Annotated in this window: 19 protein-coding genes; 16 read left to right on the top strand and 3 right to left on the bottom strand. The window is 48.3% G+C overall.

Annotated features, from left to right (window positions below; translation table 11 throughout):
• Nucleotides 1-130 precede the first annotated feature (130 nt).
• From CRO03_RS02565 to CRO03_RS02505, 12 genes are all read left to right on the top strand, one after another.
• Nucleotides 131-1,627, top strand: a complete 1,497-nt coding sequence (locus CRO03_RS02565) for a CoA-acylating methylmalonate-semialdehyde dehydrogenase (RefSeq protein ID WP_097109989.1) — start codon at nucleotides 131-133, stop codon at nucleotides 1,625-1,627.
• Between the two features lie 176 nt (nucleotides 1,628-1,803).
• Nucleotides 1,804-2,961 carry an acyl-CoA dehydrogenase family protein gene (locus CRO03_RS02560; RefSeq protein ID WP_097109988.1) on the top strand — a complete coding sequence of 386 codons (1,158 nt, stop codon included), beginning with the start codon at nucleotides 1,804-1,806 and terminating at the stop codon, nucleotides 2,959-2,961.
• 182 nt (nucleotides 2,962-3,143) lie between these two features.
• Nucleotides 3,144-3,917, top strand: a complete 774-nt coding sequence (locus CRO03_RS02555) for an enoyl-CoA hydratase (protein WP_097109987.1) — start codon at nucleotides 3,144-3,146, stop codon at nucleotides 3,915-3,917.
• 5 nt (nucleotides 3,918-3,922) lie between these two features.
• On the top strand, nucleotides 3,923-5,059 hold the full coding sequence (locus CRO03_RS02550) for an enoyl-CoA hydratase/isomerase family protein (protein ID WP_245861404.1): 1,137 nt from the start codon (nucleotides 3,923-3,925) through the stop codon (nucleotides 5,057-5,059).
• A gap of 29 nt (nucleotides 5,060-5,088) precedes the next feature.
• Nucleotides 5,089-5,979 (top strand): 3-hydroxyisobutyrate dehydrogenase, encoded by an 891-nt coding sequence (gene mmsB, locus CRO03_RS02545; protein ID WP_097109985.1) that lies wholly within the window; start codon nucleotides 5,089-5,091, stop codon nucleotides 5,977-5,979.
• Nucleotides 5,980-6,238: 259 nt separating this feature from the next.
• Nucleotides 6,239-6,997: an SDR family oxidoreductase gene (locus CRO03_RS02535; RefSeq protein WP_097109983.1), complete on the top strand. Its 759-nt coding sequence runs from the start codon at nucleotides 6,239-6,241 to the stop codon at nucleotides 6,995-6,997.
• Between the two features lie 164 nt (nucleotides 6,998-7,161).
• Nucleotides 7,162-7,671 carry a prepilin-type N-terminal cleavage/methylation domain-containing protein gene (locus CRO03_RS18590; RefSeq protein ID WP_097109982.1) on the top strand — a complete coding sequence of 170 codons (510 nt, stop codon included), beginning with the start codon at nucleotides 7,162-7,164 and terminating at the stop codon, nucleotides 7,669-7,671.
• Between the two features lie 231 nt (nucleotides 7,672-7,902).
• Nucleotides 7,903-8,352, top strand: coding sequence for a hypothetical protein (locus CRO03_RS02525; RefSeq protein ID WP_097109981.1), 450 nt, complete (start codon nucleotides 7,903-7,905; stop codon nucleotides 8,350-8,352).
• Nucleotides 8,353-8,532: 180 nt separating this feature from the next.
• The gene (locus CRO03_RS02520) at nucleotides 8,533-8,976 is read left to right on the top strand and encodes a nuclear transport factor 2 family protein (RefSeq protein ID WP_212682314.1); all 444 of its coding nucleotides are present in this window, start codon (nucleotides 8,533-8,535) and stop codon (nucleotides 8,974-8,976) included.
• A 2-nt stretch (nucleotides 8,977-8,978) separates the two neighbouring features.
• Entirely contained in the window at nucleotides 8,979-9,281 is a 303-nt protein-coding gene (locus tag CRO03_RS02515; protein WP_097109980.1) for a YciI-like protein, read from the top strand.
• A gap of 257 nt (nucleotides 9,282-9,538) precedes the next feature.
• The gene (locus tag CRO03_RS02510; RefSeq protein ID WP_097109979.1) at nucleotides 9,539-10,162 is read left to right on the top strand and encodes a sulfotransferase family protein; all 624 of its coding nucleotides are present in this window, start codon (nucleotides 9,539-9,541) and stop codon (nucleotides 10,160-10,162) included.
• A 348-nt stretch (nucleotides 10,163-10,510) separates the two neighbouring features.
• Nucleotides 10,511-10,777: a hypothetical protein gene (locus tag CRO03_RS02505; protein WP_097109978.1), complete on the top strand. Its 267-nt coding sequence runs from the start codon at nucleotides 10,511-10,513 to the stop codon at nucleotides 10,775-10,777.
• A gap of 135 nt (nucleotides 10,778-10,912) precedes the next feature.
• Here CRO03_RS02505 and CRO03_RS02500 read toward each other — a convergent pair whose 3' ends face one another.
• The 3 genes from CRO03_RS02500 to exaC form a co-directional block, all read right to left on the bottom strand.
• Nucleotides 10,913-11,272: a hypothetical protein gene (locus CRO03_RS02500; RefSeq protein WP_097109977.1), complete on the bottom strand. Its 360-nt coding sequence runs from the start codon at nucleotides 11,270-11,272 to the stop codon at nucleotides 10,913-10,915.
• Complete coding sequence (locus tag CRO03_RS02495) at nucleotides 11,269-12,147, bottom strand: hypothetical protein (RefSeq protein WP_097109976.1); 879 nt, start codon at nucleotides 12,145-12,147, stop codon at nucleotides 11,269-11,271. Before CRO03_RS02495 ends, CRO03_RS02500 begins: the two co-directional genes overlap by 4 nt.
• An 85-nt stretch (nucleotides 12,148-12,232) precedes the next feature.
• Nucleotides 12,233-13,753, bottom strand: a complete 1,521-nt coding sequence (exaC, locus tag CRO03_RS02490; protein WP_097109975.1) for an acetaldehyde dehydrogenase ExaC — start codon at nucleotides 13,751-13,753, stop codon at nucleotides 12,233-12,235.
• Between the two features lie 178 nt (nucleotides 13,754-13,931).
• Between exaC and CRO03_RS02485 the strand changes: the two genes are divergently transcribed.
• The 4 genes from CRO03_RS02485 to CRO03_RS02470 all read left to right on the top strand — a co-directional run bounded on the left by CRO03_RS02485 (nucleotide 13,932) and on the right by CRO03_RS02470 (nucleotide 16,898).
• Nucleotides 13,932-14,831, top strand: coding sequence for an AraC family transcriptional regulator (locus CRO03_RS02485; RefSeq protein ID WP_097109974.1), 900 nt, complete (start codon nucleotides 13,932-13,934; stop codon nucleotides 14,829-14,831).
• A gap of 90 nt (nucleotides 14,832-14,921) precedes the next feature.
• The gene (locus CRO03_RS02480) at nucleotides 14,922-15,371 is read left to right on the top strand and encodes an SRPBCC family protein (protein ID WP_097109973.1); all 450 of its coding nucleotides are present in this window, start codon (nucleotides 14,922-14,924) and stop codon (nucleotides 15,369-15,371) included.
• A gap of 55 nt (nucleotides 15,372-15,426) precedes the next feature.
• Nucleotides 15,427-16,098 carry a signal peptidase I gene (gene lepB, locus CRO03_RS02475; RefSeq protein ID WP_097109972.1) on the top strand — a complete coding sequence of 224 codons (672 nt, stop codon included), beginning with the start codon at nucleotides 15,427-15,429 and terminating at the stop codon, nucleotides 16,096-16,098.
• Nucleotides 16,099-16,385: 287 nt separating this feature from the next.
• Nucleotides 16,386-16,898, top strand: a complete 513-nt coding sequence (locus CRO03_RS02470; RefSeq protein WP_097109971.1) for a PRC-barrel domain-containing protein — start codon at nucleotides 16,386-16,388, stop codon at nucleotides 16,896-16,898.
• Nucleotides 16,899-16,963 lie beyond the last annotated feature (65 nt).

Raw genomic sequence — 16,963 nt, 5'->3', positions numbered from 1 at the left:
TCTGAGTTGCTGTGGCGAGCACAGCGGGTATCGCAACCGATCTCTTTGCACCGAAATACCGCCGTTCAGCACAACCTCTTATTAAACATATAACAGGCTGATGGCACACCCAACAACCGGGAGAAGCAATATGACACAACAGGTTAAGCATTTTATCGACGGCGAGTTCGTCACCTCAAACAGTGACAAACTGATCCCCGTCACTAACCCGGCTACTCAGGAAGTGATTGCCCAGGTACCTTGCGCCACAGCAGAGGAAATGACCCGGGCAGTAGAATCGGCCAAGGCCGCTTTTTTAACCTGGAAAGAAGTACCGGTATCAGAGCGCGCCCGTTTAATGATGCGCTTTGCCCATTTATTAAAAGAGCACCAGGGCGAAATTGCCGACATTATCTGTCAGGAACTGGGTAAAACCGTTGAAGACGCTAAAGGCGATGTCTGGCGTGGTATTGAAGTGGTTGAACAAGCCGCCAATATTCCGTCATTGATGATGGGCGAAACCGTTGAAAACGTGGCGCGCAGTATCGACACCTACAGCTACATTCAGCCATTAGGCGTCTGTGCCGGTATCACCCCCTTTAACTTCCCGGCAATGATCCCACTGTGGATGTTCCCAATGGCCATTGCCTGCGGTAACACCTTTATTTTAAAGCCGTCTGAGCAAGACCCGATGACGGTTAACAAAATTGCCGAACTGTTTGTGCAGGCTGGCGCGCCTAAAGGCGTATTACAGGTTGTGCACGGCGCCAAAGAGCAGGTAGATGCGATACTGCACCACCCGGATATTAAAGCCATTTCGTTTGTCGGTTCAGTCAATGTCGGTCAGTATATCTACAAAACCGGCACCGACAATTTAAAACGGGTACAGGCCTTTGCCGGCGCAAAAAACCATATGGTGATAATGCCCGATGCTAATAAACAGCAGGTAGTTAATGCCCTGGTTGGTGCCTCAGTGGGCGCGGCCGGTCAGCGCTGCATGGCGATTTCGGTAGCGGTATTTGTGGGTACTGCAGCAGAGTGGATCCCGGAGGTAGCGGCTGCCATTGGCAAAGTACGACCAGGTGTTTATACCGACCCGAACGCGGCTTACGGCCCGCAAATCAGCCCGCAGGCCCGTGCCCGGGTATTATCATTGATTGAACAGGGTAAAAAAGAAGGCGCCACCTGTGTGCTGGATGGCTCTGACTGTAAAGTGGAAGGCTATCCGGATGGTAACTGGGTAGGCCCGACCGTGTTTAGTAATGTCACTACCGAGATGGAAATTTATAAGCAGGAAATTTTTGGCCCGGTGTTAACCACCATGCAGGTGCCGACCCTGCAGGAAGCGCTGAAAGTGGTAAACGACAGCCCGTACGGTAACGGTACCTCTATCTTTACCGCCAGTGGCGCGGCTGCCCGCAAGTATCAGCATGAAGTGGAAGTAGGTCAGGTAGGGATTAACATTCCTATTCCGGTGCCACTGCCATTCTTCTCGTTTACCGGCTGGAAAGGCTCGTTTTACGGTGATCAGCATGCTTATGGTAAGCAGGCGGTGCGTTTCTATACTGAGACCAAAACCATTACTGCCCGTTGGTTTGATGACGATATTCCGGTATCTGGCCCGAATATGTCGATTAACCTGCGTTAACGTATCCAGGCGGGTGGCAGACTTTACTAAGCCGACCGTTGGAGGCCATGGATGGCCGGAAACGAGCCCCAGGGAAGGTTTATAGCGTGTCGGCGTGTAAAGTGTGCTGCCAAGCCCCAGATGGTTTGAACAAAATTATAAGGTGCACCGACACCACAACCTGAAAAGGTATATAAATGAATTTCAATTTAACAGAAGACCAACAAGCCTTTGTTGATGTGGCCAAACAGTTTGCCGAACAAGAACTGGCGCCGCATGCCGCAAAGTGGGACCGGGATCATCACTTCCCAAAAGACGTGATTCAAAAAGCCGGTGAGCTGGGCTTTTGCTCGCTGTATACCGCCGAAGACGACGGCGGTATGGGTTTATCCCGCTTAGACTCGTCTATTATTTTCGAGCAACTGGCGATGGGCTGTACTGCCACTACTGCCATGCTGACTATTCACAATATGGCCACCTGGATGATAGCAACCTGGGGTACCAGTGATGCTAAAGCGCAGTGGGTAGAGCACCTGGTTACCGGCCAGAAACTGGCGTCTTACTGCTTAACTGAGCCTGGTTCTGGCTCAGATGCGGCTGGTTTACGTACCTCTGCCAAAAAAGATGGCAGTGACTACGTACTCAACGGCTCGAAGATGTTTATCTCTGGCGCCGGTGAAACTGAAGTATTGGTGGTGATGGCCCGTACCGGTGAAGCTGGTCCGAAAGGCATTTCAGCCTTTATTGTACCGGCTGACGCCAAAGGGGTTATTTACGGCAAAGCCGAAGAGAAAATGGGCTGGAACGCCCAGCCAACCCGCTTAATTACGTTTGAAGACGTGCGCATTCCAGCCCATTATTTGCTGGGCAATGAAGGCGAAGGGTTTGGCTTTGCCATGAAAGGCCTGGACGGTGGCCGGATTAATATCGCTACTTGTTCTATTGGTACTGCGCAACAGGCGCTAAACACTGCCCGTAACTATATGCTGGAGCGTCAGCAATTTGGTAAGCCACTGGCGGCGTTTCAGGCGCTGCAATTTAAGCTGGCGGATATGGCCACTGAGTTAGTGGCAGCACGTCAGTTGGTGCGTTTAGCGGCGTTTAAGCTAGACCAGCAAGACGGCGAAGCTACCGCTTACTGTGCCATGGCCAAACGCTTTGCCACTGACGTTGGCTTTCAGGTCTGCGATCAGGCACTGCAGCTGCACGGCGGCTATGGCTACATTAAAGAGTATCCGCTGGAGCGGCATTTCCGCGATGTGCGGGTGCATCAGATCCTGGAAGGCACCAATGAAATTATGCGGCTGATTATCGGCCGGCGGTTACTGGATGAAGCCGCAGGCGACATTCTGTAACCAAGACAACGGATAATGTTCGTGGTTTAGCGAAAAGGTGAACCAGGTTTGTTCACGCCGACACGCCGTAAACCCATCCCTGGGGGCTCGTTTCCGCCCGTCCAGGGCTTCAACGGTCGGCTTAGAACAAACCTTATTCACCTCATTCAACTTCCGAGTATTGCCAACAAAAGGAGACTGGAATGGCTCAATTAAAACTGGAAAAGCGCGGTCATACGGCGCTTATTACCATGGCAAACCCGCCAGCCAACACCTGGACCCACGCCAGCTTAACCGAGCTGCGCGATACGGTTATCAGCCTGAACAATGATAAAAATATCTATGCTTTAGTGATTACCGGCGAAGGTGACAAATTCTTCTCAGCTGGCGCCGATTTAAAACTGTTTGCTGATGGCGATAAAGCCGTCGCGAGCGATATGGCGCGGATTTTTGGTGAAGCCTTTGAAACCTTAAGTGCCTTTCGTGGCGTGTCGATTGCGGCTATTAACGGCTATGCGATGGGCGGCGGTTTGGAAGTGGCGCTGGCTTGTGATATCCGGATTGCCGAACAACAAGCGCAAATGGCGCTGCCAGAAGCCAAAGTAGGCTTACTGCCGTGTGCGGGTGGTACCCAGAATCTGGCCTGGCTGGTCGGTGAAGGTTGGGCCAAGCGGATGATTTTATGCGGCGAGCGGCTTAATGCTGAAACAGCGCTGCAAATTGGTCTGGTAGAAGAAGTAGTACCCACAGGCACGGTGTTAGAAGCAGCCCTGGCGCTGGCCGATAAAGTGGCTAGCCAAAGCCCGGTGGCGGTAACCGCCTGTAAAAAGCTTATTCAGCAGGGCCGTACCGGCAATATTAATGCAGCCTTGCCATTAGAGCGCGAGTTGTTTGTCGGCTTGTTCGACACTAAAGATCAGGTTGAAGGCGTGCAGGCCTTCTTAGAAAAACGCCAGGCCAACTGGGTAAACGGGTGATGAGCATGAGTACAGACGTAGTGTTATATCAAGAACTTACGGCTGACAATGGCAAGAAAATTGCGGTTGCTACCCTTAACTCGGAAAAGTCGTTAAATGCGTTAAGTTTGCCGATGGTCGAGTCGTTACTGCCACAAATGCAGGCCTGGAAGGACGATCCGAGCATAGCGATGGTGTTGCTGCAAGGTGCTGGTGATAAAGCGTTTTGCGCCGGTGGTGATATCCGTGATTTATATCAGGCGATGAAAGAAAGCCCGGATTACTATCACCCCTATGTGGAAGAGTTTTTCACCAAAGAATATACCCTCGATTACCTGATCCATACGTTCGACAAGCCGGTGCTGGTTTGGGGCAATGGTATTGTGATGGGCGGCGGCCTCGGTCTGATGGCAGGCGCGTCGCACCGGGTAGTCACCGGTAGCAGCCGGATAGCGATGCCGGAAATGGCAATTGGCCTATACCCCGATGTTGGTGCCAGCTGGTTTTTAAACCGGATGCCGCCGGGCTGCGGCATCTTTTTAGGCTTAACCGGCGCGTCGATTAACGCTGCAGATGCAAAATTTATCCATCTGGCCGATCATTTTATATTGCACGAAGATAAACCGGCGCTGGTTGATAAGCTGTTGACGGTGAAGTGGGGCGAAACCGTCGCCCTTAATCATCAGAAGTTGTCAGATGTTTTACGCGGTGCTGAAGAGCAGTGCCGCACCAAAATGCCGTTAAGCCAGATCCGGCCGCATCAAAGTACAATTACAGCGCTGGCAGATATCAACAGCCTGCCACAAGTGATTAGCGCCATTAATGCCATTGAAGGCGACGATAAGTGGCTGGTAAAAGCCAAGCAATCGCTTGCCTATGGCAGCCCGATCACCGCTCATATCGTGTTTAAGCTGCTGCAACTGGGCCAGAGTAAAATCCTGGCCGACAGTTTCCGGTTAGAGCTGGGCATTAGCGTGCAATGCGGCCAACTGGGTGAGTTTCAGGAAGGGGTGCGTGCTTTACTGATTGATAAAGACTTAACCCCGAAATGGCAGTACCCGAGCGTAGCCGAGGTACCTGCTGAGGTTATCGAGTTACTATTTAGTTCGCCATGGCCGGATAATGAGCATCCGCTAAAAGACTTAGGTTTGTTGGACAGCTAATTTTTAAAGACAACAGCAAGGGATTTATTATGGCTAAAGTTGCATTTATTGGTTTAGGAAACATGGGTGGCCCAATGGCCACTAACTTATTAAAAGCCGGCCACGATGTTACCGCATTTGATTTATCCGCAGCGGCGCTGGCGCAGATAAAAGCGGAAGGCGCTAAAGTCGCCGATTCTGCCAGAGAGGCGGTTGCCGGCACCGACTATGTTATTTCGATGCTACCGGCGGCTAAGCATGTCATCGGCTTGTATCTGGGTGAACAGGGCATTGCCAGTGCTATCAGCAAACAAGCACTGGTTATCGATTGTTCTACTATCGATGCCGAAAGTGCCCGTACAGTAGGCATAGGCTTAGCCGAGCAGGGCATTGCTTTTATCGATGCACCTGTTTCCGGCGGAGTAGGCGGCGCTAAAGCCGGTACCTTAACCTTTATTGTTGGTGGCGCCAGCCAGGACTTTCAAAATGCCCACACTGTCCTTAGCAATATGGGTAAGAACCTGTTCCATGCCGGGGCGATTGGCGCAGGCCAGGTAGCGAAAATTTGCAATAATATGCTACTTAGCATTTTAATGGCGGGCACTTCTGAAGCGCTGCAAATGGGCATTAATAATGGCCTGGATCCAAAAGTATTGTCAGACATTATGCTGAAAAGCTCGGGCCGTAACTGGACGCTGGAGCTATACAACCCTTGTCCGGGGGTGATGGACAATGTGCCGTCATCCAAGGATTATCAGGGTGGCTTTATGGTCGACCTGATGGCCAAAGATTTAGGCCTGGCGCTGGAAGCGGCTAACCATAGCGGCAGCGACACCCCTTTAGGTGAGTTGGCGCATAGTTTATACGTGAAACATCAGCAGGCCGGTAACGGCAAACTGGATTTTTCCAGTATTTTTAAGATGTTTGCTAAAGCCGATTAAATAACACGCAAGTACTCCGAATGTTTTCTCCGGGACACGCCGTAAATACGTCCCTGTAGGCTCCTGTTTTTCATCCATGAAAAACACGGTCCGGCAGAAAAATTCTGCGCACTTGCTCACTGAGAAGTATCAAGCGAGTACGGATGTACTTTTTTCAGTGACCGTTGAAGGCCATGGATGGCCGGAACCGAGCCCCAGGGATGGCTCGTGGCGTGTCACAGAAAAAATGTATGCAGTAATCGCGGCTACGGAGAAATGAATGAAGCTGCAAAACAAAACCATCGTAATTACCGGCGGCGCTCAGGGTTTGGGCCTGGAAATGGCGCGTATGTGCGCTGCTGAGGGTGCCAAACTGGCGCTAATTGATATGAATGCCGAGCAGCTAGCGGCGGCGAAAGCTGAGCTTTCAGCCACAACGACAGTACATACTTACAGCGCCAATGTGGCCGACGAAGCTCAAGTCGAGGAGACTTTCAGCCAAATCGACAGCGATTTTGATGGCATCGACGGCCTGATTAACAACGCTGGTATTTTGCGTGACGGCCTGCTGCTGAAATACAAAGACGGTGAGCTGGTTAGTAAAATGTCACTGGCGCAGTTTCAATCGGTAATCGACGTTAACTTAACCGGGGTTTTCCTGTGCGGCCGCGAAGCGGCTGCAGTAATGGTTAAGCGCGGTACTAAGGGCGTTATTATTAATATGTCGAGTGTCGCCCGTGGCGGCAATATGGGCCAGACTAATTACGCCGCGTCTAAAGCCGGCGTGGTGGCGATGACAGTAACCTGGGCCCGTGAGCTCGGCCGCTTCGGTATTCGGGTTGGTGCTATCGCCCCTGGCGTTATCCGCACCGCCATGACCGACGCTATGAAACCAGAAGCGCGCGACCGCTTAGAGAAAATGAAACCGGTAGGCCGCTTGGGCGAAGCCAGCGAAATCGCTCACACCGCCAAGTACATTTTCGAAAACGACTTTTTCACCGGTCGGGTAGTAGAAATAGACGGTGGCATCAGCATGTAAGCTGCTTGCTGCTGGAAACGAAAAAGGCGCCGCGGCGCCTTTTTGTTTTTGTATAGGTTATTAAGATTAATTGACTTTTTTAAAGAAAACTATTGCTAATGTACCTTGATGGCTGGCAGCATAGCGTTGTATTTTATTTAGGAAAATCATTGAGCAGTATCGTGATGACAAAGAAATTGAATAACGGCTTTACCTTAATAGAACTGATAATAGTGATTGTTATTCTGGGCGTGTTAGCGGTAGTGTCTGCTCCGCGTTTTATTAACCTTAGTTCAGATAGCAATGAGGCTGTACTGGAAGGGTTGGGTGGTGCGATGCTGGATGCTGCTAATCTGGTTTACGCGAAAGCCATTATTCAGAATGTACAGGCTGATGCAACGGCAAATGTTGATTTAGACGGTGACGGGGCTGACGATATTGCCACCGTATTTGGCTATCCCAGTGGTAACAGAACGACCGGTGTTTCTAATGCACTCGAGCTTGGTGATGACTGGGCTTATTCTGATATTTTCCCCGGTGTCGCATTACATGTTACCAGCGCCTCGTTGGCGGGCTTCAGCGGCGTAACTAATAATAATATCCCGATAACCCGAACCGCGTGTTTTCTGACCTATCGGCCACCGGGCAGCGCAGGATTAGAGCCAACAATAACTTATACAACCAGCGGTTGCTAACAATAGCTAAGGACACCGTCAGCGCAGACGGAACAGACGTTAACTGAGCAAGGCAATGCCGTAGTTTTGTTGTTATGTCGTGATAACCATGCAGGAAATAGATTAGCAACCTTTGAAACTGAGCGGCAAAATTAGTCATGCTGCTTTCTTAGTAGTTTCTACTATACTTCGGTGGCTCTTTGTTTGTTTATGATGTGAGCGGTAATTATCATTATTAAAAGGAAATTTAAAATGAAAAATATACTTATCACACTGTTATGTCTGGTTTTTAGTTTTGCAGTCTGTGCAAAAGACCGATTAGATATATATGAAGACTACGACCTCGGCACTGAAATAATGATGGTGACCACTGTCAAAGTCGACGCCAATATGGGTGATGTTTACCTGGCAGGGTTGAAGAACAGCTGGGTTAAAGCCGTTAAAATCCAAAAAGAGCTGGGATATATAAAAGACTGGAAAATCTATGGTAGTGATTTGCCCATGAGTGGTGAATTCAATATGCTGTTAGTTGTGACGTTTAACAATAGTGCTGACCTGGAACCCAGCAAGAAAAAGTATGACGCATTTATGAAAAAATGGAGTGACGCAGACGACAAGATGTCCAGAGAAATCTCTGCTAAATACCCTGAAGTAAGAACCATAACGGGTGAGTACCAGTTGCGTGAAATAGTAATGAAATAATTTGTCTACCCTTGTGCTGATGTATTCTTAGCAGATTTTTGCAGGCAGCAGTTACAAAATTTAATCGTATTAACGCCAACATAATCTGTTGGCGTTTTTTGTGGCGTCTTCTGTTAACTTAAATTCAAGTTATGTGATAGTTTAACTTATAAGAAATGGATACATAACAAGGAACTTGGCATGAAAACCTGCTTACTAGGTGCATTACTTTTACTGACCCCGGCGTTACTTACCCCAACTTTTGCTATCGCTGACGATAAAGCTGAACTTACTGCACTGCTGGGTGAGTTTTTAGATGGCGCCACCCGTAACGATCCGGCTATTCATAATAAATACTGGGCTGACGAGCTGATATACACCAGCTCAAGCGGCACCCGCTTTGGTAAAGCTGAGCTGATGCAATCAGTAAACAGCCGTGGCGAGCTAAAAGCAGATGAAATAGGCATGCGCTACAGCAGCGAAGATGTGCAAATTCTGCAATACGGCGACACTGCCGTAGTCGCCTTTACCCTGGTAGGCACCTCAGACACCGAAACCCTGCGCTTTCTAAACAGCGGTACTTTTATTCGGAAAAATGGTAAGTGGCAGGCAGTGAACTGGCAGGCGACAAAGAAAGCGGAGTAGTGATGAAACACTATTTACTGATATACCACACCGCTGCTGATTATCTGCAACGCCGTGCTGAATTTCGCCCGGCCCATCTGGCACTGGCATGGCAATCTGCTGAACGTGGCGAGCTACTACTTGGCGGCGCCGTTGGCGAGCCGGCAGACAGCGCACTGCTGCTGTTTCGTTGCGACAGTGCCGACATTCCGACAGCGTTTGCCAAAGCGGACCCTTACGTAGTAAACGGTCTGGTAAAAAGCTGGCAGGTTAAACCCTGGCATACGGTAGTAGGTGAGGGCGCGGCCAATCCGGTAAAAACATAGACAGCATTAAAAGCTACCATAATCATCAGTTTAACCAGGTAGCCGTCATTCAACAGATAAATTCCTTCACCGTCTTAGATCAGGTTAATTGCAGATATTACTGAGAAGCCTAATTAATATCCGGGTTAAATGTTATTAAACACATTCAATACCTTTCGAATTCTATGTTTATGTGCCAGATTAATTAAGTTAATCCTAAATACTTAAAGATAATTCCAAAGACAAACTTTATTTGTTTAACCAGTAGGACAATCACAATGACAATATCCGTTATCGGTACGGGCGTCGGACGCACCGGCACCTACTCGCTAAAACTGGCTATCAATCAACTTGGCGCTGGCCCATGTCACCATATGGAGGAAGTTCTACATAAAATGCCTGTCCAGGTTCCTCTGTGGTCGGCGGCATTAGGTGGACAGCCCGACTGGCAAAAAATTTACAGCGGCTATTTGAGTGCGGTTGATTGGCCTACCGCTGGTTTCTTTCGCGAATTACTTAAAGCTTATCCTACAGCCAGGTTTATCTTGACTCATCGCAGTCCCGAAAGCTGGGCAGATAGTTTTGGTTCAACAATCTTTAAGTTGATATCAGAAAGGGATCAGGCACCGCCTGAAATGAAGGAATGGCTTGAAATGGCAGCTGGTGTCATTGCTAAAACCGGATTTCCAGAAGGCCTCGACCGCGATGGCCTTATTAAGGCTTTTAATGCCCATAACGAGGCGGTAAAAAATACGATCCCCGCCAAACAACTACTCGTCTATGAGGTAAAAGAAGGGTGGGGCCCACTCTGTAAATTTCTTGGTAAACCGATTCCTTCAGAGCCGTTTCCGCGCACCAATGATCGCGCAGAATTCTGGGACCGCGTTGCGGGAAAAATCTGATGTTCAAGGAATAGGTCGTATCCGATATTTCACCAGTGCTCTAAACCTTTACTGTATTAAAAGGTCATTCACGGCGATACCAAAAAACGGCGCGGCTTAATTTTCACCTAAATGTCTGCCATAGCGCCGTAGCACAATTGCAAATGGACCCTCTATGTCTATCGCTATCAGTCGTCCGTCGTTTGAGTGCCAGAACCAGACGTTGAATGATCAAACCAAATATCTAAATTCATAGATTAAGCTTCATCCAATTCTAAAGACATTGACGGGTGTCTTTGAGATTGTACAAAGACCAGAGACGCGGCTGACTAGAACCAAAACTGACGATGGCAAGGAAAAACATTCATTATGAAGCTTATAATTTTCTTGATTGTGAGTATTACCATTTTTATTGGTGTGGGTTTTTTTCTTACCGGAAAAGTAGGGCTTGAGCAGTGGCTTGGAACAGCAATTATCAGTGGTATCGGTTTGCGTTGGATATATCAGTTTATGTTTGGAGTTAAAATGCATGGACCGTATATCGGCCAAGCATTGCTGGTTGAGGTACACTCACTACCAAGATTTGTATTATTTTTAATTGGCTTAGCTTTATATTTGGGAGGCGTGTTTCTTTGAAGGCAGTATGAACACCATATAGCGCCAGACGTAATTGTACCTCAGTAACTAAACCGTTGTGGCTATTCTACTCAAAACAAAATTAACCTGAATTTCCGCTTCACGCTCATAGCGGACTAAGGCTTTAAGAACTTCCTAGCTGAAAATAAAGTCAATAATAACAGTGCTAATCATCAGATAGACAGATAGAAATACCCACGCCGCTAGCCACCAGTCTTTACGGCTGGCGTATTTCTTAACTTCTACCGGATTTAAAAGTGGATCGCGGGAGTTATTAAATCCGCAAATCGGTAAAAAAATCGCCCAGGCGTACCACATTACCCGCCAGCCCGGGCCGTCCCACTTACTTATTGTATCTTTCTGAGCCGCCCTCATTTTGCGCTCTATAGGCCGCATGCTGAACATTGCAAAAATCAGCCATGAAATAACAGATGAAACCAACATTAACCCGAAAAGATTACTTAGCAATGAAAACTCAATTTCGCTCTCTGTCACAATCTGGTTCTCGTAATTTGATCATATCGCTTACCAAAAAAGTTTTGTGCTGATTCATCAGCATGCTTTGATAAATTATATCCAGCATATAACCCAACCCCAATTAAACATACCCAGCCAACAGGCCCCAGCGCAAGCTTGATACCAATACTAACAGCAAGTTTGCCGACACCAACACCGGTTATCACTGATGCGGACAGTCCCGCGCTTTGAACTATTGCTTCTCTGGTTCCATCGCCACCACTGGCATATACATTATTTACTTTGTTTACCCTGAAACCCGCGTCGATGACAATAGCGCCATTACCCAGAATGCGGCTGTATCGGGCGTAGTTATTCAGGGCGACAACTTGCTGTGAGGTGCTGACCTGCAAGGTATTGGCGGTACGCTGGCTACCCGCTGAATTACCGTGCATATTGCGGCCACTTTTGGCGACATTAATGCTGCGATCGACATTCGCGAGTGAAGTTTTGGTGTTGCTGGCTTTGTTAAGTGCAGCATAGCGCTTTAACTGGGCCTGGAAGCGTGTAATCAAATCTGCATGCGCCGCACGAACTGCCGCTTCTTTGGCTGCAACTAGCGGGTTATGGGCGCCTCTGGCACGTGCGCCGCTAACCGCGCTTTTGGCCTGACTTGATTGATGTAAATCTTCCAGTGCAACCTGATATTTTATTAATGCTTTTTGCAAAGCACTGCTTTGCTCACCTGCTAAGCTGATTGCAGCCGCCGCAGCTGGTAAACCATGTAGCTCAATCCGTTCCATTACTGGCTTAATATGTTCATCAACGGTTTGCGCAATGGGTAAGGTGTATTCTTCATAATGAGAATAGGTTTGGGCGATACGCTGCTGCGCGGCGAGAGGCATGGCCGACATAATTGTTAAGCCACCCTGCAACCCCAAAAAAAGCGGCGCTACCTCAATAGCAGCGCCGCATCGTGGTTAAAGGTGGTTTAACGGCTTAAAAGAACCCTAATGGATCTTCACTGTAACTCACCAGCAGGTTTTTCGTTTGCTGGTAATGATTAAGCGCCAGCTTATGGGTTTCGCGGCCGATACCCGATTTTTTATAGCCACCAAAGGCGGCGTGTGCCGGGTACATGTGATAACAGTTGGTCCACACTCTTCCTGCTTCAATTTTCCGGCCAAAATGATAAGCCCGGTTCATGTTGCGGGTCCAGACGCCGGCACCTAAACCAAACTCGGAACTGTTGGCCAGCGCCAGGGCTTCTGCTTCATCTTTAAACGTCGACATTGAAATGACCGGGCCAAAAATTTCCTCCTGGAAGACCCGCATGTCGTTGGTGCCTTTCAGGATGGTGGGTTGAATGTAAAAACCGCCATTAAATTCATCGCCTAATTGTTCAATGCTGCCACCGGTGAGTACCGTGGCACCTTCTTTTTTACCAATTTCAATGTAGCTTAAGATTTTCTCAAACTGGGCCTGTGACGCCTGAGCACCGACCATCGTTTCGCTATCCAGCGGATTACCGCGTTTTATCTGTAAGGTACGCGCCAGAATTCGCTCGATAAACTGCTCGTAAATATCTTCCTGAATAAACAACCGTGACGGACAGGTACACACTTCACCCTGGTTGAAATAAGCCAGCACTGCACCTTCAATAGCTTTGCTGAGGAAAGCATCATCTTTATCCATTACATCGTTAAAGAAGATATTCGGGGATTTACCGCCCAGCTCTACAGTGGACGGAATAATATTATCTGCAGCACATTTAAGAATATGCGAGCCTACCGGGGTAGAACCGGTAAAGGCAATTTTGGCAATCCGGCTGCTGGTCGCCAGCGCTTCGCCTGCTTCTCTGCCAAAGCCATTCACCACATTGAGTACGCCCGCCGGCAGTAAATCGCCAATCAGCTCCATCAGCACCAGAATAGACGCCGGTGTTTGTTCTGCGGGTTTTAGTATTACGCAGTTACCTGCAGCCAGAGCGGGAGCCAGTTTCCATGCTGCCATCAAGATAGGGAAATTCCACGGAATGATCTGGCCGACCACTCCTAATGGTTCATGAAAGTGATAAGCCACCGTGGTTTCATCTATCTCGCCAATACTGCCTTCCTGAGCCCGGATACAGCCGGCAAAATAACGGAAATGATCGGCGGCCAGGGGAATATCTGCCGCCAGGGTTTCGCGAATGGCCTTACCGTTATCCCAGGATTCTGCGACAGCCAGCATTTCTAAGTTTTGTTCTATCCGATCGGCAATTTTCAGTAAAATATTGCTTCGTGCGGTGACTGACGTCGTGCCCCAGGCGGCTTTTGCCTGGTGGGCTTTATCGATTGCCAACTCTATATCTTCTTTATCAGAGCGGGGAATTTTACAAAATACTTTACCGTTGACCGGACTAATATTGTCAAAGTATTTACCGTTAACCGGCGCTACCCATTCACCGCCAATGTAATTGCCATATTCCGCTTTAAAGTTAACAAGTGCGTCTGCCGTACCTGGATTTGCATAAATCATGATATGTCCTCTGTCCAAATTGTTGACTAAAATCAGCGGTGAGTTATTGTTTATTTAACCGCCATCACACAACCTTAGCTGAGCGGGCTAACGCAGGCTTGATTTCCAGTCCAGACTTTTTGATTATCAGTCCAGCAGCAGATCCAGAAAGCGGCAAGCAGAGGCACTAAGCGATACTATGAATACATCTGTACTCACCAGAAAACGGCAACGCCTTAATGTACTTATTGAAAATAAAGTAAGTTTTGCGGGAGAACATGCAGAGCTGAGTATTTATGATACTTATCAGGATGCGCAAAAAGTGGCGTTGCATTCCAGTGAGTTACTTTTTTGCGGCATGATTAGTGGCAAAAAAATTATGCATGTAGCCGACAGTCATTACCACAGTGCCTTTTTACCCAACCAGTCTTTTGTACTGGCACCTCGGCAGAAGGTGCTTATAGACTTTCCTGATGCTTCACTCACTAAACCCACTACCTGCCTGGCGATTGAAATTAGTACCGATAAGATCCGTAACGTTGTTGATGCCCTTAATTTTCAGCAAGAAATTAGTCATGATGATTTTTTTCAGTACGTGCCAAAGTTAGTTCACAGCCAGCATAATATTCAGACCCAGCAATTGCTGGAGCGAATGATCACGCTTTTTAGTGAAAACGAACAGCATCGTGATTACCTGATCGATTTATCATTAAATGAACTGATAACCCGGTTATTACAGCAGCAAAGCCGCGATGTCATGCTGGCAAATTGTCAGCAGCAAACAACAACTCCGCTTGGCAATGTACTTATTTATATTGAACAGCACTTAAGCGACACGATAGAAATAAACACCTTGTGCAAAATAGCCTGCATGAGCCGCAGCAAATTTTATCAGCAGTTTAAACTTGCGTTTGGAGTAACACCTGCAGTTTGGCAGCAGCAACTGCGCTTACAAAAAGCCTACCGATTATTACAAACCGGCGAGCGGATCAGCCAGGTGTGTTATCAGTTAGGTTTTAATGACCCCAGTCACTTTAGCCGGGTGTTTAAAAATGCCTTTGGCTCTGCTCCGAAACATGTCATTAAACAACGTCATTAAGGTAACCAGGCTATATACCGGTAATGCAGTACGGTCGATATAATTCCGGTAACCTGTGCCTGGCTTCAAACTAGAGAACGAAGGTGAACAATGCGTAAAGTTAAACAAATAAACTTCAGTATTGTGATTAACGCGCCAATAGAGTTGGTGTGGCAGCGGATGTTTGATGATACCGGTTTTCGGATCTGGACGGCGGCCTTTTGCGAAGGCTCATACTATGAGGGCAAGTGGCAACAGGGGGAACCCATCCGGTTTTTATCGCCGTCTGGCGATGGCATGGTGGCGACGATTGCTGAGCTGGAACCACTTAAATTTGTGTCGATTAAACATCTGGGTTTTGTAGTTGCCGGCAAAGATGACTTTAGCAGTGAGCAGGTTAGCAGCTGGGCGCCGGCCTTTGAAAATTACTATTTTAAAACGGTGCCAGAGGGGACCGAACTGAAAATTGAGCAGGAAATTGACCCGTCGTATGATGAGTTTATGTCAAGCCGCTGGCCTGTAGCACTACAAAAACTAAAAGCCTTATGTGAACAGGTCTGAACTTGGTGACGGGCTGTTGGTCATACTGGGCGTTACGTAATAAACAAGGGAAGTTATGAAAAAACTTAAACAGCTGTGGCGGGATAACCGCGGCCTTATTGTGTTTATCAGTTTAATGTTTGTATTCAGAAGTGCAGTTGCTGACTGGAACGATGTGCCATCCGGTTCAATGCAGCCGACCATTGAAATTGGTGATCGGATTTTAGTGAATAAAATGGCTTATGATTTGCGCCTGCCATTTAGCACCGTATCAATGCTGAAGCTGGCCGACCCGAAGCGCGGCGATATTGTGATATTCGCTTCAGAAGCGGCCGATAACCGTCTGGTTAAAAGAGTTGTTGGCATGCCGGGCGATGTGGTCGCCATGCAGCATAATGTGCTGAGTATTAATGGCAAGCGGGTGGGTTATATTGAGTCGGATCCGGCCGCTGCAGCAGCGGAATCAGAGCCGGGTAATGAGGTGCTGTTAACCGAGCAACTGGGCGGTGTTGCTCATGCCGTTAAATTAGCCCCGGTATCGAGTGGTTTGGCTAACTTTGCGCCGGTGCAGGTACCCGCAGGGCATTATCTGGTACTGGGTGATAATCGCGATAACAGTGCCGACTCGCGGGTAATTGGTTTTGTGCCGCGGCACGAGATTGTCGGCCGTGCCGGCAAGGTGTTGTTCTCTCTGGATTATGATAACTACTACCTGCCACGGCGCGAACGCTTTTTAGCCTCTCTATAATATTTCAGATTACCTGACATAGCCGCCGTGCGGCTATGTTGCATTTTTTCTTGCCGGGTCGGTTGCCTGATCTGGTCTTTTCTGCGGTTTCGGGTTAACTAATCAAGCTAAGTGCGTCAGCGCACCGACGTTAACTCTCTCCGGTTGTACTTTAGGCGTTCATCCTGAATTCCAGCTCAGATGGCGATTCAGACCCTTTCCGGTAATGATGCCGGACAGATGCTGTAATGAAACGGTTATATCGGACATCCTGGCCGACAGCCTTAGTCTATTCGACGGAGATTCACATGAAAAAGTTAACGTCTATTATTTTTTATGCCCTGGTTACGCCTGCAATAACCTTGGGTGCAGGCTCTGTTTTGGCGCAGGACGCCAGCGTCCGCGTCGCAAAAAGCGACCAGAGTACCCCGCGGACAGATCAGGCTGACAAAACTGAGAAAAAGGACATGTACAGAGATACTGACCGTAACAATATGCCGGATAACTCGCGCATGAAAAATCAGGACTACATGACTACTGTACCGGCGAACGCAATGCACGCCAGCCGTCTGCTTGGCGCAGAGGTGCAGACCAACAATGATGAAGATATTGGTGAGGTGGTTGATCTGATTGTTGACAGCAACGGCCAGATTAAAGCAGTTATTGTCAGTGTTGGTGGCTTCCTTGGCATGGGTGAGAAAGAAGTTGCGCTGGGATGGGACCATGTAAAACGCTCTGGCAAAGCAGGCGAGCAGGAATTACGCATTGATGTTAACCGTGATGAATTAAAAGCTGCGCCAAACTTTGAAAGAAGGGATTAAATTCAGGACATACTTTTAATCCTGCATAACCTGAAAGGCAGGGGCGAAAGCCTCTGCCTTTCTCG

The sequence above is a fragment of the Arsukibacterium tuosuense genome, from assembly GCF_900215315.1.
Classification (GTDB): Bacteria; Pseudomonadota; Gammaproteobacteria; order Enterobacterales; family Alteromonadaceae; genus Alishewanella; species Alishewanella tuosuense.
Note: the sequence above shows the minus strand (reverse complement) of the source record. Positions and strands in the feature narration are given on the sequence as shown.